This window comes from Paenibacillus wynnii, from assembly GCF_000757885.1.
Taxonomy (GTDB): Bacteria; Bacillota; Bacilli; order Paenibacillales; family Paenibacillaceae; genus Paenibacillus_AQ; species Paenibacillus_AQ wynnii.
On the sequence record NZ_JQCR01000003.1, the window covers coordinates 2,412,470 to 2,426,916 of the forward strand.

General features: G+C 45.5%; 17 protein-coding genes and 1 other annotated feature. All 17 genes read right to left on the reverse strand.

Features of this window, described 5'->3' with window-relative positions; translation table 11 throughout:
* Positions 1–43: 43 nt before the first annotated feature.
* On the reverse strand, positions 44–1,330 hold the full coding sequence (locus PWYN_RS26605; protein ID WP_036658259.1) for a homoserine dehydrogenase: 1,287 nt from the start codon (positions 1,328–1,330) through the stop codon (positions 44–46).
* A gap of 65 nt (positions 1,331–1,395) precedes the next feature.
* The gene (locus PWYN_RS26610; protein ID WP_036658262.1) at positions 1,396–1,833 is read right to left on the reverse strand and encodes an ACT domain-containing protein; all 438 of its coding nucleotides are present in this window, start codon (positions 1,831–1,833) and stop codon (positions 1,396–1,398) included.
* A gap of 78 nt (positions 1,834–1,911) precedes the next feature.
* Positions 1,912–2,634, reverse strand: a complete 723-nt coding sequence (locus PWYN_RS26615; RefSeq protein ID WP_036658266.1) for a hypothetical protein — start codon at positions 2,632–2,634, stop codon at positions 1,912–1,914.
* Positions 2,635–2,649: 15 nt separating this feature from the next.
* Positions 2,650–3,429, reverse strand: coding sequence for a hypothetical protein (locus PWYN_RS26620; RefSeq protein ID WP_036658269.1), 780 nt, complete (start codon positions 3,427–3,429; stop codon positions 2,650–2,652).
* Positions 3,408–4,721 carry an SPFH domain-containing protein gene (locus PWYN_RS26625; RefSeq protein ID WP_036658272.1) on the reverse strand — a complete coding sequence of 438 codons (1,314 nt, stop codon included), beginning with the start codon at positions 4,719–4,721 and terminating at the stop codon, positions 3,408–3,410. The genes PWYN_RS26620 and PWYN_RS26625 overlap by 22 nt, the downstream gene beginning before the upstream one ends.
* 204 nt (positions 4,722–4,925) lie before the next feature.
* Entirely contained in the window at positions 4,926–6,236 is a 1,311-nt protein-coding gene (obgE, locus tag PWYN_RS26630) for a GTPase ObgE (RefSeq protein WP_036658276.1), read from the reverse strand.
* Positions 6,237–6,255: 19 nt separating this feature from the next.
* The gene (locus tag PWYN_RS26635) at positions 6,256–6,996 is read right to left on the reverse strand and encodes a Spo0B domain-containing protein (protein WP_036658278.1); all 741 of its coding nucleotides are present in this window, start codon (positions 6,994–6,996) and stop codon (positions 6,256–6,258) included.
* Positions 6,997–7,190: 194 nt separating this feature from the next.
* On the reverse strand, positions 7,191–7,502 hold the full coding sequence (gene rpmA, locus PWYN_RS26640) for a 50S ribosomal protein L27 (RefSeq protein ID WP_036658281.1): 312 nt from the start codon (positions 7,500–7,502) through the stop codon (positions 7,191–7,193).
* A gap of 17 nt (positions 7,503–7,519) precedes the next feature.
* Positions 7,520–7,855: a ribosomal-processing cysteine protease Prp gene (locus PWYN_RS26645; RefSeq protein WP_036658283.1), complete on the reverse strand. Its 336-nt coding sequence runs from the start codon at positions 7,853–7,855 to the stop codon at positions 7,520–7,522.
* Between the two features lie 12 nt (positions 7,856–7,867).
* Entirely contained in the window at positions 7,868–8,179 is a 312-nt protein-coding gene (rplU, locus tag PWYN_RS26650; RefSeq protein WP_036658286.1) for a 50S ribosomal protein L21, read from the reverse strand.
* Between the two features lie 14 nt (positions 8,180–8,193).
* Positions 8,194–8,279: a sequence feature (ribosomal protein L21 leader region), on the reverse strand.
* Positions 8,280–8,351: 72 nt separating this feature from the next.
* Positions 8,352–9,596: an Rne/Rng family ribonuclease gene (locus PWYN_RS26655; RefSeq protein WP_036658288.1), complete on the reverse strand. Its 1,245-nt coding sequence runs from the start codon at positions 9,594–9,596 to the stop codon at positions 8,352–8,354.
* 52 nt (positions 9,597–9,648) lie between these two features.
* Complete coding sequence (locus PWYN_RS26660) at positions 9,649–10,491, reverse strand: M50 family metallopeptidase (RefSeq protein WP_036658290.1); 843 nt, start codon at positions 10,489–10,491, stop codon at positions 9,649–9,651.
* Positions 10,484–11,296, reverse strand: a complete 813-nt coding sequence (locus tag PWYN_RS26665; RefSeq protein WP_036658292.1) for a M23 family metallopeptidase — start codon at positions 11,294–11,296, stop codon at positions 10,484–10,486. Before PWYN_RS26665 ends, PWYN_RS26660 begins: the two co-directional genes overlap by 8 nt.
* A 199-nt stretch (positions 11,297–11,495) precedes the next feature.
* Positions 11,496–12,290, reverse strand: coding sequence for a septum site-determining protein MinD (gene minD, locus PWYN_RS26670; RefSeq protein WP_036658294.1), 795 nt, complete (start codon positions 12,288–12,290; stop codon positions 11,496–11,498).
* A 5-nt stretch (positions 12,291–12,295) separates the two neighbouring features.
* On the reverse strand, positions 12,296–12,955 hold the full coding sequence (gene minC, locus PWYN_RS26675) for a septum site-determining protein MinC (protein ID WP_036658296.1): 660 nt from the start codon (positions 12,953–12,955) through the stop codon (positions 12,296–12,298).
* A 78-nt stretch (positions 12,956–13,033) separates the two neighbouring features.
* Complete coding sequence (gene mreD, locus PWYN_RS26680; RefSeq protein WP_036658298.1) at positions 13,034–13,564, reverse strand: rod shape-determining protein MreD; 531 nt, start codon at positions 13,562–13,564, stop codon at positions 13,034–13,036.
* Positions 13,564–14,442, reverse strand: a complete 879-nt coding sequence (mreC, locus tag PWYN_RS26685) for a rod shape-determining protein MreC (protein WP_036658300.1) — start codon at positions 14,440–14,442, stop codon at positions 13,564–13,566. The genes mreD and mreC overlap by 1 nt, the downstream gene beginning before the upstream one ends.
* Positions 14,443–14,447: the final 5 nt, after the last annotated feature.

Below are 14,447 nucleotides of genomic sequence, written 5' to 3' on the forward strand. Positions count from 1 at the left end.
GTTGCGTTCTCCTTAGTGGATTTTTATACGACAGTCTCTTCAGTTAACCCTCTACCCGGTAGTGGCTCTTAACACGGCGGATTACATTCAGATCATCGAAATGCCGGAGCACTTTATCCATGCTAGCTTTGCTGGCATTATGAGTGACAATAATAATCTCTGCATCAGGATTATTAGGATTAGCCTGCTGAACAACCGAGTCTAGACTGACATCATATTCGGCGAACACTTGAGTGATTTTGGCGAGTACACCCGCTTTATCATCCACATGAAGAAGCAAGAAGTTTTTATAAAAAATATTCTCATCACTCTTAATTTTCTTGGTTTTATAAGGAATGATCTGCTTCAAGCCGTTGACGCCCAGCTTCAGGTTTTTGATCACAGCTACAAGATCCGCTACGATAGAAGTTGCTGTTGGCATCGCGCCTGCACCCGCTCCGTAGAACATCGTCTCTCCCACAGCTTCCCCGTAGACATAGACAGCATTGAACACGCCATTAACCGAGGCAATCGGGTGTCCTGACCGGATCATTGTAGGTTGGACGCTAATGTTAAATTCCTCGTCTTTGCATTCCGCTATCCCTAACAGCTTCATCTCGTATCCAAGACGTTTGGCAAACGCGATATCTTCCTTACTTACCCCCGATATCCCCTTCACAGTGACGTCCTGTAATTCTACATTTGTACGGAAGCCCAGTGTGCCTAGAATGGTCATCTTTCTTGCTGCGTCCAAGCCTTCCACATCTGAGGTAGGATCGGATTCAGCATATCCCAGGTCTTGTGCTTCTTTTAGGGCGTCACTGTAAGTTGCGCCTTCCTGACTCATTTTTGTCAATATGTAGTTGGTTGTTCCATTAACAATACCCATAATTTTGGTAATTCGGTCGGATGAGAAACCTTCTATCAGTGTGCGAATAATCGGGATGCCCCCCGCTACACTGGCTTCATAAAACACATCACATTGCTTCTCTTGAGCTTTGGCCAATATCTCTGAACCGTAAAGAGCCATTAAATCCTTGTTGGCAGTTATAATATGCTTCCCGCGATCCAGTGCTTCAAGGATATATTCCTTCGTTCCATTAATCCCACCCATGACTTCGACTATGACATCAATTTCAGGGTCACGAATCACTTCCCACGGATCTGTGGTTATTTTGGAGGCGTCCACATCGATATCGCGTGCCTTCTCCGAGTTTTTAACAGCAATACGCTCAATAATGATCGGAGAACCTACCTGACTGCTCAGATGCTCCTGATTTCCTTCAACGATACGGACCACTCCAGTACCCACTGTACCCAGTCCCAGCAATCCTACCTTTACTGGCTTCATCTGTATCTATATCCCCCTTAAAATTTCAAAGAAGCAAGGCTGCTTCAAAAATAGTACGATTAGATCTACCCTTGCCCAACAATCAGGGCCCGTTTCACTCCGGAAATCTCTTTCAGACTGTCCATCATATCTCCCAGTTCCTCATTAAGATGAGAAATTTCCACTGAGATGACTACGTTTGCTCTTCCTTGCAGCGGAATACTCTGATGAATGGTCAGAACATTTGCCCCATGACTTGCCACAGAGCCCAATACCTTGGATAACATACCGGATTCATGCTCTAAATCAAGAGAAACGGTAACAATACGCTCACGTTCCAATTGATGAATCAGGTGAATCCCATCTTTATACTTATAAAAGGCACTCCGGCTAAGTCCTACCTGCTCCACACCTTCATTGATGGTCTTCGCATCACCGGCTTCTAACAGTTGTTTCACCTGCATGGTCTTGAGTACCGCATCGGGCAATATATCTTCCCGGACTAAATAATAGCGTTCTTTCACGAACGTCCTCTCCTCAAAGACTTATGTATTTACCTAGTGGACATTATAGCGGATTTTACGCTTAAAAAGCAATACTTTTTAAAAATATGCAATTGTAGTCCCGCAGTAATCACAGGATTTGGACTGGCTAGGGTTCACTGTATTCTGAGCCCCGCAACCGGAACATCGGATGGACTTCGGAAGTTGAGATTGGGTCTGTGGCTGCGAGGGTGTGCTACCGAATCCAGAACTTGTACGTATGGGTTCCATCTGCCTGCCCTCATTAAAAATAATATGGGGTTCCAGAATTCCTCTGTCCTTCAGATAAAGGATATCCCTACGCACATCACTTTCACTTTGGTCTGAGATTTCGGACAAGCTGCCAATATACGTAATCCCTTTGCTGACAATAAGGTCTAAATATACAGTAGTAAGCTGTATAAACCTGTATCTTCCTTTAGCTGCCAAGTTCCCGAAAATGAATGCCGGCAACAAAAGCATCAGCGCAAACATAACAAATATTATGATAGTTGTGCCGATGGAATTCTTACCGTTTATCCATTCGGCCATAAACAGAACCACAATTTCGACAAACCCACCTACAAACACATGAAACAATAAATTAAAGTTTGAGCCCTTTCGGTAGTTTTTATAATGGCTACTTAATAAGCGCAGTAATGCCAATACTAGCCCTATAGGCATCAAGAGGTATCCTAAGGCAATGATGATATAATCGAACACTGTACGGTCAAACTTTGGCAAAACAGAACCGGGCTGACCTCCCTGCTCCGCTAGCTGCCCTTGAAACCCCATTCCATTCATTGTGTTTAATTCCCCCTATTTAAGTGCCGACAACTCCCGGTTGCGCCATTGAAGTGTATTCTCAATGCTCTCTATTAATTCATTAGTCTCAGCTTCCCATCCCACCTGAGGATCCGCAACATGAATAAGCAGTTCCAGATGATCACGAAGCAGAGAAATCTGCTGGCTGAGGATGTCTTCGGTAGCAAATATCGACGGATTTGATACCGGATCGCTGTATTTAAATTTATCCTCAAGCGTTTTAATCCGTTTTACTAGTTGTTCTCGTTCTGACTGCTTCCAAGTGAGTGCTAATAGCTTAATCTCTATAAGCTCCTCCTTGTACCCCCGAAGGCTTCTCGTGGACTCCTCCGCCCGCTTTTCTTGTACTAGGGCGTTTCTGCCATACAATCCTACAACTACAAGACTGGTTAAACCAATTCCCAAAATCAGTAGTTGCCCCACTGCATACCAGAGGGGAGGAAGATCCAGCATTACATCGAAGATAAGTGCAAATACAAACACAGCAAGTGCATAAATAATCGTAATGAAAGCTCCGCTGATGAGAACCGGAGAGGATTTGCTGATTCTCCCCCCACTCCGTATCCAAAAAGCACAGTAGCCGTAGACGATACTTTCCGCAATCAAGACTGCCACCAGAGATATAATGAATCGAAATATTGATTCCGAAATCCATAAAGTTGAAAAAGTGACTATAGTAAGCACTAGAACTGCAGCATAGATAAAGGTTGTAACGCCAAGATGTGATTTTCGCCGAATGACGTTCCCCTCCTTCAACTCGTTCTCAGTCCGCATTCTGCACAGAACTTTTGTCCGGGCTTTAACTCATGCCCGCAGCCGCCGCATTTGATGATCATGCTTTCTCCGCAGTGAGGGCAAAACTTCAGCCCTGGTGCAACCTTTTCACTACATTGACGGCAAACCTTTGGCATATCGTTACCGCAAGTGACGCATACGACAGCTTCGGCTGGATTATCCGCTTGGCATGTTGGACATCCACGGTAGGAATTGCCACAGCCGGGGCAAAATTTCGCTCCGGGAACAATCTCATGCTCACATTCGTGACATAAGACTTTTCGGGGTAGGCTGACATCAGACAGTATGCTTTGTCCACAGCCGTTGCAGAATTTGGCTTCACTTTGGTTTATCACTCCGCACTTGGAGCAAGACTTTGTCGGGTTCCCTACCGGTGAAGCACCCGTATCAATACCCATTCCCCTAGTCATCCGATTGACCATATCCACTGCTGGTCCTGCAAATCCTAATCCCATCCCAAGTCCCATGCCGGTATTGATCATACTTGCACCCATATTTCCCGGATTGCCTGCCGCTTCCTCCATTGTATTAAAACTGCGTTCCTGCTGATAAGTGAAGCCGATGATGTCCATCTCCGCTTTTTTAGCAAGAGCTTCCTTCAATCGGATAGTTGCTGGATCGTTATCTGGAATATTGATAGAGTCAATGTAGAAATTATTAAGTTCAATACCACTCTCCAAGAAAATCGGGGCTAGCCGGCCCTGAATATGCTTAGATATTTCAGCAACGTACGCGTTGATCTCCAGTATGCTAATTTTTTTATGCACAAGGTAAGATGAAATCAGCTCATTGATATTCGCCATCAACAATCCGCGGAAATAACTAATGAGCGTATCCTGATCAAATTGCGGAAGTGTTCCAACCAGTTCCAATAGAAACTTGCGGGGGTTATCAATCTTCACACCGAACTGTCCAAAGGAGCGCACGGATATCATGATATTATACTTAGGGTCCTGTAACTGAAGCGGCGAGCTCGTACCCCATTTAATGTTCATAGCGTTCAGCTTATTTACATACCAGACTTCTGCAGTAAATGGAGATTTACCACCAAAGGGAAGATTAACGATATTTGATAATACCGGGATGTTGGCTGTACTAAGTGTGTGCCGTCCGGCAGTGAAAGAGTCAAGCGCTTGTCCACCCTTGAAAAGAATTGCCTCTTGGGACTCATTAACGATTAGCTGGGTCCAAGTTCCAAGCTCCTGATTTGGATATTTCCAGGCGAACACACCTGGAGGACCATCATATTTCACCACTTCAATAATTGCCATTGCTGATCCTTCTTTCATGTTCATAGGTATGTATAATATATCGGTTTCATATGGAAATAAGTGCTATTCAGTTATCATTGTATACGATTTAAAACCCATTTTGGGTTCATCAGTCAAAATATTTACAATATTTCGTAAATCAAAAAACGCCGACCCGGCATCCCTGTTAAGGAAAACCCGATCGGCGTTTCATTACTTCGTATTTTAATAGTAGCTGCTGTTCTCAACGAATTCGAATTCGAAATCAGCTATCCGTACAATTGTTCCTTCGACCGCACCGCGTTTACGAAGCTCTGCATCCACACCCATATGACGCAGTGTACGTGCAAGCTTCAAAATGGCATCATGTGTACTTAGCTGCATACGTTTCAGCATCCGTTCGATCCGTGGACTGCTAACAATGAACGTATCATTCTCACGTGTAATTGTGAAGGAATCATCTTCCTGAGCCTCAAGCTTGTACACCTTACGCTCAGTGGTTTCCGCTACTTCTTCTCCAATTGGAGCGACAGGAATACTGTCTAATATATCTGTTGTACGGTACAACAGGTCTTGAACCCCTTGTTTGGTCAGTGAGGAAATAGGCATAATCTGCATATCCGGACGAACTTCAGCTGTACGCTCACGGAAAGAAACTAAATTCTCTTCTGACTCAGGCATATCCATCTTGTTAGCCGCCACAATTTGCGGACGCTCTGCAAGAGCAGCATTATACTGCTTCAGCTCATCATTAATCTTAACCCAATCATCAAAAGGATCGCGACCTTCAGAGCCTGACATGTCAACGACATGGATAATAATGCGTGTACGCTCTACATGTCGAAGAAATTCGTGGCCGAGGCCAATACCTTCGTGCGCGCCTTCAATAAGCCCTGGCAGGTCAGCCATTACAAAGCTTCGTCCGTCGCCAACATCCACTACACCTAAATTAGGAGTAATCGTTGTAAAGTGATACGCGCCAATTTTAGGTTTTGCGGCAGATACTACGGATAATAAGGTTGATTTACCCACACTCGGGAAACCTACAAGACCTACATCAGCCATAACCTTAAGTTCCATGCGGAGATAACGTTCTTGACCTTCTTCGCCGTTCTCAGCCAGTTCCGGCGCAGTATTAGCCGCTGTTGCAAAACGGGTATTCCCACGACCACCACGGCCTCCACGTGCTACAACCACATATTGTCCGTGGCGTGTCATATCGGCAATCACTTCACCGGTATCATCATCTATTAACACCGTACCTGGAGGGATCCGAACGACCATATGATCAGCGTTCGCTCCATGCTGACTTTTGTTACGACCTTTTATTCCTTTGTCTGCTTTGAAGTGACGTTGATAACGAAAGTCCATCAGTGTACGCAAACCTTCATCTACTTTGAAAATAATATCACCGCCGCGGCCACCATCACCGCCAGCAGGTCCACCATCAGGAACATATTTCTCACGACGGAACGCGACAAGTCCATCCCCGCCGTCGCCACCTTTTACATAAATCTTAGCTGTATCTATAAACATAACCGTTCACCATCCTCAGTCACATTTCAAGCGGTAGACGCAATTGGACAGTAGCCTGATTATGCCCCAATGTCTCCGCTCTCATGATTTTTCCTTGTACTATATTATAAATTTGCCCTTGAAGTAGTGCGGGATTACCATGTATTCCCTCACCCTCGAAAGAGATAAGAATGTCTCCACCATCTTGTGTAAAGCCAATAATAAGCTTTCTGGCTTCACCCTGGGGAGCAAGTCCACTGTATTGAAAAGCTCTTACGGTCTGCGTGATGACTGCTGTGAGCTCATCCTGCGCTTCATGAGTAAGCTTGTTCTCCAGATTCAATTCATCCTCCACTATTACCTCCAGCTCCAGATTGGTGCTGTGAGTTCGGAAGGATTGGATATAGAACACAAGTGAAGGAACTCCAAGCTTAGCAATGCGGCTGTCAAGCGCTATACGTTCCTTTATTCTTTCCACAGTTCGCACCGTTTTATCAGGCTTTCCTAGCTGGATATATCCGTAAAGCACCTGCAAGTCGTTCATCCAGTCATGACGGTGGTGATTCAGTGTCCGAATAGCTGCTTGTTGCAGACTCCGTTCCTGTTTTTGGAGCTCCCTCTCATAATGACGCCGATTCCAAAAGCTACTGAAAACAAGCACCGCCGTTATCCAAATAACAAGCAGTAAGCACGTTAAAAGGGATGTCTGCCAATACACAAGCCCCAAAGGAAGTGTTACGGATAACAAGACCGCCCAGATTGCACTTTTCCAGGATTCCATTCTTTCTCCCCGTCCCTCAGTCGCAAAATCATGACAAATTCAGTAAATTCACCGTTCGAAGTATTTACCATTTCCCAGTATAACACAGGCATTCCCTGCAATTCACCAAATTACCCATGAAATTCTCCTTGTATTCCTACAAAAAAGCCTCCGGCACTCATGCCGGAGGCTTCTTGCAATTATAGTTCCGTAGCTTACGCTTCCAATGTAGCTGCTACCGGAGCAACATCAACTGGGTAGACGCTCACTTTCTTGCGATCGCGGCCCCAACGTTCGAACTTCACTACGCCTTCCACTTTAGCAAACAAAGTATCATCTTTACCGATGCCTACGTTTGTGCCTGGGTGAATTTTTGTTCCGCGTTGACGAACCAAGATGCTGCCGCCGGTTACTGTTTGACCGTCAGCACGCTTTACACCAAGACGTTTCGATTGGCTATCACGACCGTTTCTTGTGGAACCTACACCTTTTTTCGATGCGAACAATTGAAGATTCAATTTTAACATGTTGTCTACCTCCTTCTTCAAATAATGACTTGCTGTATTTTAATATACTTCCCGTATGATTCTGCGATATCATTCAGCATAACGACCATGGATTCCAGCAGCAATTGTACTTTTGCGGAGATACCGGAATCATCCACAGAACCTAATGTTCCGCTTAAAAATCCGTTCTTCATGGACGTGTCCATAGAAACTCCAGTCAAAATTTCAATCGAATTGACGGTTCCAACCGTTACGGCCGATACTCCGGCACATACGATGTCCTCGCCGCGCTTGGCATAACCCGCATGCCCTTTAATCTCAAAGCCAACGATAGTCCCTAATTCCGAAGAACGTGTAATCTGTACGCTAATCATTAACGCACCTTCTTACGCTTGAATCTTCTCGATAGTTACTTTTGTGTACGGTTGACGATGACCTTGTTTCTTGTGGTAATTCTTCTTAGGTTTGTATTTGTAAACTACAACCTTGTGGCCTTTACCATGTTTCTCAACTTTAGCTGTTACAGTTGCGCCGCTCAAAAGCGGAGTTCCTGCAGTCAAACCGCCTTCGTTGGAAACAGCCAATACACGGTTAAACGTTACGTTTTCGCCGTCTACAGCATCTAGTTTCTCAATGAATAATACGTCGCCCTCTTGGACTTTGTATTGTTTGCCGCCAGTTTCGATAATTGCATACATTGTACTTGCACCTCCTCATGTCTCAGACTCGCCTAGTCTAGGTGGCATATTCCCAAGGGAACAGCGCTTATGTACCCGATCGGAGCGGTTACAGCATGTGCAGGAATAAGTAATCTCGAACACACACTTGAAGATTCTATCATACTAATTAACGATAGTCAACTAGTTTCAATTACTCCCCCAGCCATGATCCTACCTTCCCCGTTCCTCCGCAACAATGGCAAGTAACGGGTGTAAAGCCGGCTGAATCGTGACGGGCTTTTTTGCGAGTCATCTCCAACAGCCCAAGCCTTGTCCAACCCAAAATATGAGTCTTGGTACGATCCCTGGTAATCACTGACTCCAGACGGTCAGTCACCATCTTCCGATGTTCTTCCTGTTCCATATCAATAAAATCAATAATAATAATCCCACCGGTATCCCTTAACCGGATCAGACGACCGATTTGTTCGGCTGCCAGCAAGTTCGTCCGAGTCACGGTCTCTTCTAGGGAACCTCCCCCGGTATATTGTGCCGTGTTCACATCAATAACCGTAAGAGCCTCCGCTTCGTCCCAAATAAGCGTTGCTCCGCCCTCCAAGATAATCTTACGTCCGAAGCTTCTATTCAGCTGCTCTTGTACCCTATATGCTGTGAAAATAGACTCCTGTCGATTGTAAAAAACCACAGGTCTATAGCCGTCAGGAGCCATGTCATTCAGAAAGAATTCAGCTTCTATGACAGCCTTGTGAGAATCAATCATCAATTCATCCTGATGAGGGTTAAAGGCATCCCGTATAAACCTCTGTACAATACTTAGATCACTGTGGAGCAGAGCGGGAGCAGTCGATGCTGCTGCACGTTTAGTAATAGTCTCCCACTGTGCACGCAAAAAGGTGAGGTCACCTTCTACAGCTTCAGGGGGCTCGTCCTCGGAAACGGTACGCATAATAAGGCCTTCTTCATTCCTGCGCAGCCGTTCTCCGATTCCTTTCAGCCGATTACGCTCCGATTCACGTCCGATTTTTTTGGAGACACCCACATATTCTGCGAAAGGCATATATACCATCCAGCGGCCAGGGAGCGTGTAATGGGTTGTCACTCTTGCCCCCTTGCCTCCGCTGGGCTCTTTTCTAACCTGAACAATAATATCCTGACCCGGCTGCAGCAATTCCTCTATAGAGGGTTTTACCGTTGGCTGCCTATCTAAATGGGGGTGGAGTACATCATCAACATATAAAAAGGCATTCTTCTTTTGCCCAATATCGACAAAAGCAGCCTGCATGCCCGGTAGAACATTTATGACACGGCCTTTGTAGTAACTGCCGACCAGTCCTTGCTGCTGATCGCGTTCCGCTGCATATTCCACTAGCTTTCCATCCTCCAGAAGAGCCATCCGGGTCATATGCTGCGTGCAGTGAACGATCATTTGTTTCATGGCTTCACCTCTGGTTACGATCTTTTATTCTTGTATGCGTTGATTCCCTAAGTTAGATTCTAAAATAAGAAGATACCAGACGCTGTTCAGGCACCACAGCCACGACATTCCCCTCACGGTTCAAAACGTATATAAAATGATATTGGTTACGTTTAAATAGACGCAATATGTCATCCAAAGGTTTCGCAGAAAGTGCAACAATCGGACGGGCAGAAGCTCCCGTACGCATATACCGATCATAAACAGCACCCCTATTCATGAGAAATGCTACGAAACGATACGGCAAGTTACGATGATCTGTAATATTGGAATAGATAAGAAAAGCCCCAATCATTAATACGTTAAGCCTCACACCGCCAGTTGTACCCAAAGGCAGAAGCGCATATACGATAACCAGTACACTTGCAGCAATACTCACTCTCCCGCACCACAATAGTGCTGAATAATAGGGGATAAGCAGAGTGATCACAGCTTGCATCACTTTACCTCCGTCTAACGGAAGAATCGGCAATAAATTAAAAAGGGCAATCATCATATTAGCGCCGATAAAGTAGGTTAAAAATGCGTTATTCTCATAACCTGCTCTTTGGAGAACAAAGGCACACAAGATCATCAATCCATTCTGCAGCGGTCCAGCCAGAGCAATCCCTATTTCATGATAGGCGCTCAGCTTGCCGTGATCTTCAATAACAGCCACTCCACCGAACGGGAGGAGTTGTACGCTTTTCACAGTAACCCCGGTCAGAACAGCTGCACAGACATGTCCTAATTCATGTATCAGCACAATTGTGAATAACGTGAGGAGCTCTAAAAACTGTCCTGTTACAACAGAGAGCAACATAACGATTACAAACAAAGGATGAAGTGAAAAGTGAATACCAGCGATCCTAATCAAATGAAATCACTTCTGTCGGGTCAACATAGGTCGTATCTCTCATAACTGCAAAAAAGAGGGTTGGTAATGAGGTGGATTCCTGCTGCAGCAGCCAGCCCACAGTATCACCGCTTTGCACCCAGTCATCCACTTCCAGCTTTGTACCGTTAAGGTGGCCGTATTCCGCCGTGATATTCTCGGTATGCCGGATCCTAATCCGGATACCTCCTTCCAGTTCTCTGGATACGGAGAGGACACGGCCCATATCAACACTCTTCACCATCACATTGTCGCTTGAATCGACTGCGGGCATAATTTCCACACCTTTAAGGCTGGTGGCAAAGGGTTGAACAATGCTTCCGGACACCGGCGCACTTAGCCCATGAAGAACTACGGCCTTTTGAGCCGCTTCATCTTCTCTCCCGAAGATAGGAATGAATGCAGGAGCACCTTTGAAATACTGCTCGTACCACACTCGGGCCGCTTCAAAGTCCATCTCATTACTCAAAGAATCGGCGATGAAATCCTGAGCCTTAAGCGTCCAGGGATTCTGGACGGTGAAGATCCCCCACACCAATCCAAATATAAGAATGCAGACCACAATACGTCGCAGTAAACCGCTGACAAAACGGGGTCTTTCCCTGTTGCCATCCTCCCAAATCTTCCGATTTTCCTTCCACATCACTTCAGGATCGGGTTCGTTCATTTCTCTGCTCAAATCCGATTTCCCAAATATCGATGATACGGTGTGCTGTCCCGATGTCTCATCTATTAAATTGCGGATCCGCTCCTTACGGCGATCTTTGTTAGTTGACTTCTCATCCATATTCATCCCTCCGAGGGCTTGTTTTACTTCATTTTATGAAGCAGAGAAGTCTCTTTAGAACAAGCCCTCGGAACTACCGATGCCGTTCTGAACAAAAACCTAAAGGTGGGGGCGCTTATAAGCTTTACGAAACAAAACAAAGAGGCGCCCCAAAGCCTTTTAAAGACTTTGGGGACACCTCTCTTGTTGTGTTGCTTTATTAGGTGATACCGAAAAACTTCTTGAATTTCTTAAAAGCGCCCGGCTTCCGGTTGAGCTGCATCAGCGGTACTGAATCGCCCAGAATCCGTCTGGCAATATTGCGGTAAGCAATAGCTGCAGGCGAGTCGGGATTCATTACGGTCGGCTCTCCGCTATTCGCAGCTCTGATTACCATCTCATCATCAGGAACGATACCGATGAGGTCAATGTTCAGCACCTGTAATATATCCTCGATATCCAGCATATCCCCCGATTTGACCAGGTTCTGGCGGATCCGGTTAACAATCAGCTTTGGAGATTCTACATGAGATTGTTCCAACAGACCGATAATACGGTCAGCATCGCGGACAGCGGCGTTCTCTGGAGTTGTCACAACGATAGCTTTATCCGCACCAGCTATCGCATTGCGAAAGCCATGCTCAATTCCTGCCGGACAATCAATCAGAATATACTCATATTCCTTCTTCAGTTCAAGAATAATATCTCTGACCTGCTCAGGAGTAACAGATGTCTTATCCTTTGTCTGTGCAGCGGGCAGCATGTAGAGTTCATCGAAGCGCTTATCTTTCACAAGCGCTTGGTTCAAGCGGCATCTTCCTTCCGCCACATCTACAAGATCGTAAATAATCCGATTCTCAAGCCCCATAACAACATCCAAATTACGCAATCCGATATCCGTATCAACGAGACATACTTTTTTGCCCTGCAACGCAAGCGCGGTCCCAATATTGGCTGTTGTGGTCGTTTTGCCAACTCCGCCTTTGCCCGAGGTCACGACAATCGCTTCTCCCATGGAGGCTACACCCCTTTAAACACATTTAAATCCTGACGAACCTTGAATATATTATGAATCTTGTCGATCTGCATAGCCCCGTTCTGTAGGTACGCGAACTCCATATTGCTCTCTCGTGTTCCCCACTCATCCGGAGGGCGGCTTATAATTTCGGCTATGCGCAGTTGGGTAGGTGACATCATAGAGGCTGCTATAACAGCACCTTCATTTCCCTCTACTCCCGCGTGAGCCATACCTCTGAGCGCTCCAAGTATATAAATATCACCCGTGCAGGTTATAGTCCCTCCCGGATTTACATCACCGAGTAACAACAAGTCACCCTTGTGATGCAGCACTTGGCCGGATCGAATCATCCCGCTCACTAGAAATAATGAAGTATCCACCTCACTCTTCGGAGCTTCCAGCGTATCCACCGAACGAATCAGCAGATTACCTTGAGCCTTTAGAATGCTTAGCACTGCTTCCTTATCTTCATCCGTCACCAAACGAGTTCCCATCTTGACATCAACATGAACAACAGGTCCAGTCAAAATATTTTGATGGCTATGTTCCAACTTGAATCGAAGCTCACTCAGAAGATCTTCAAAGGGACATTTATCGTCTAGCAGGAATACCAGGCCGTCTTTTACGCCCTTAATCCTTACATGTTTGGATTTCACTGTCATCTGCGTGTCCCCCTATCCTCATTCATTCGTGCCGAGGACCTCAAGTTCCTGCTTTCCTGCGGAAGAAAATGGGCCTGATCATGTAGTTTCTTCCTTGCGCGTCTCATTTTTCAATAGCAATAGCTGTCGTCGCACCGGAATATAGAGGATTAAGGCGATAGCAAAATGAAAGAGCATCGTAGGCAGCATATAATGCAATAAGGCCCAGTTGTAAGGCTGCTGATTCAAATTAAATACACTATAAATCCCGAACAGCATACTATTGTCCAAAAGACTGCCTAGCAGAATTACCGTCATCATGAGCGGCAGAGGCGCACGTGGAGCTTGAAAAATAAGTCCGATCAGATAAGCCGACAAACCCATAGTAAAGGAGTGTGCACCTAGGATTCGTCCATAAAATACAATATCATGCAGCATTCCGAAGGAAAGACCCAGAACGAGAGCCGTATGTCTATGATGATAAATCGTTACAAATAGTACCACTACCAAAACTAGATTAGGAATGATCCGCATTTGCCAAACATCCGGAATAATCCATGGCAGAAGCGTTCCTTCCAGGACAAACAGCAGAAATAAGATTAGGATAAGTACGGATCTTCGCATACTCACTACTCTGTCGCCTCCGATCGGAAAACGACAATTAATTGTTTCCAATCCTGAAATTCCGCAGCAGGCTTAATAATCGCCGTTCGTGTCAGTCCAAATTGTCCCACGCCCACACTTTCAACCGTACCGATCATTAAAGCACGAGGATACAAACCGCCGATTCCCGAGGATACGATCACATCATCTTTACTTATGGGATCGTTTGGAGCAATCTTATTCATGCTCAGCATCTTCGTCTTCGGATCATAGCTTTCGATCATCCCGAAGGTCTGGTTCTCTTTGGTCCGGGCCGTTGCAGCAATTGCCGGCTGTGAATTGGGGTCGTTAATGTCCAGCATAGTCATCAACTTGACGGTTGAGGTGAAGTTGCTAACTTCACTAATCACTCCAACCAATCCCTCTACGGATATGACAGACATATTGGGCTTCACACCGTTTTTGGATCCAAGGTTGATCACAAGCGTGCTGTTATTAGGTTCCGTATTGAGACTGATTACCTGAGCGATGTGGTAGTCGTACTTATACATCAGTTTTTGCGCCTTCGTAAAATTAAGCTGCTCCATTAAATCTTCATTTGTCGCCTGGACAAAATTGTACTGGGCCTGTTCTCGTGTAAACTGGGCAACTGTAATTTTGAGCCGTTCATTCTCCTCGGCAAGATCATGCAAATTTCCGATATCTTCAAAGAAGCCCGCTATATAACCAGCGGGCTTGTAGATTAGACTTTGCACGAAACCTGTTGTGTCCCGGAGAAAGTTCTCAGGCCAAGACAATGCCTTTCTTGCGCCTAAGCTAAAGCCCATCACTACAATAAATAGCACCAGTGTTATCAATAAGATGAACAGCCGTTTATTGTTAAATAGCTTAAACACTTTCAACACCCTCT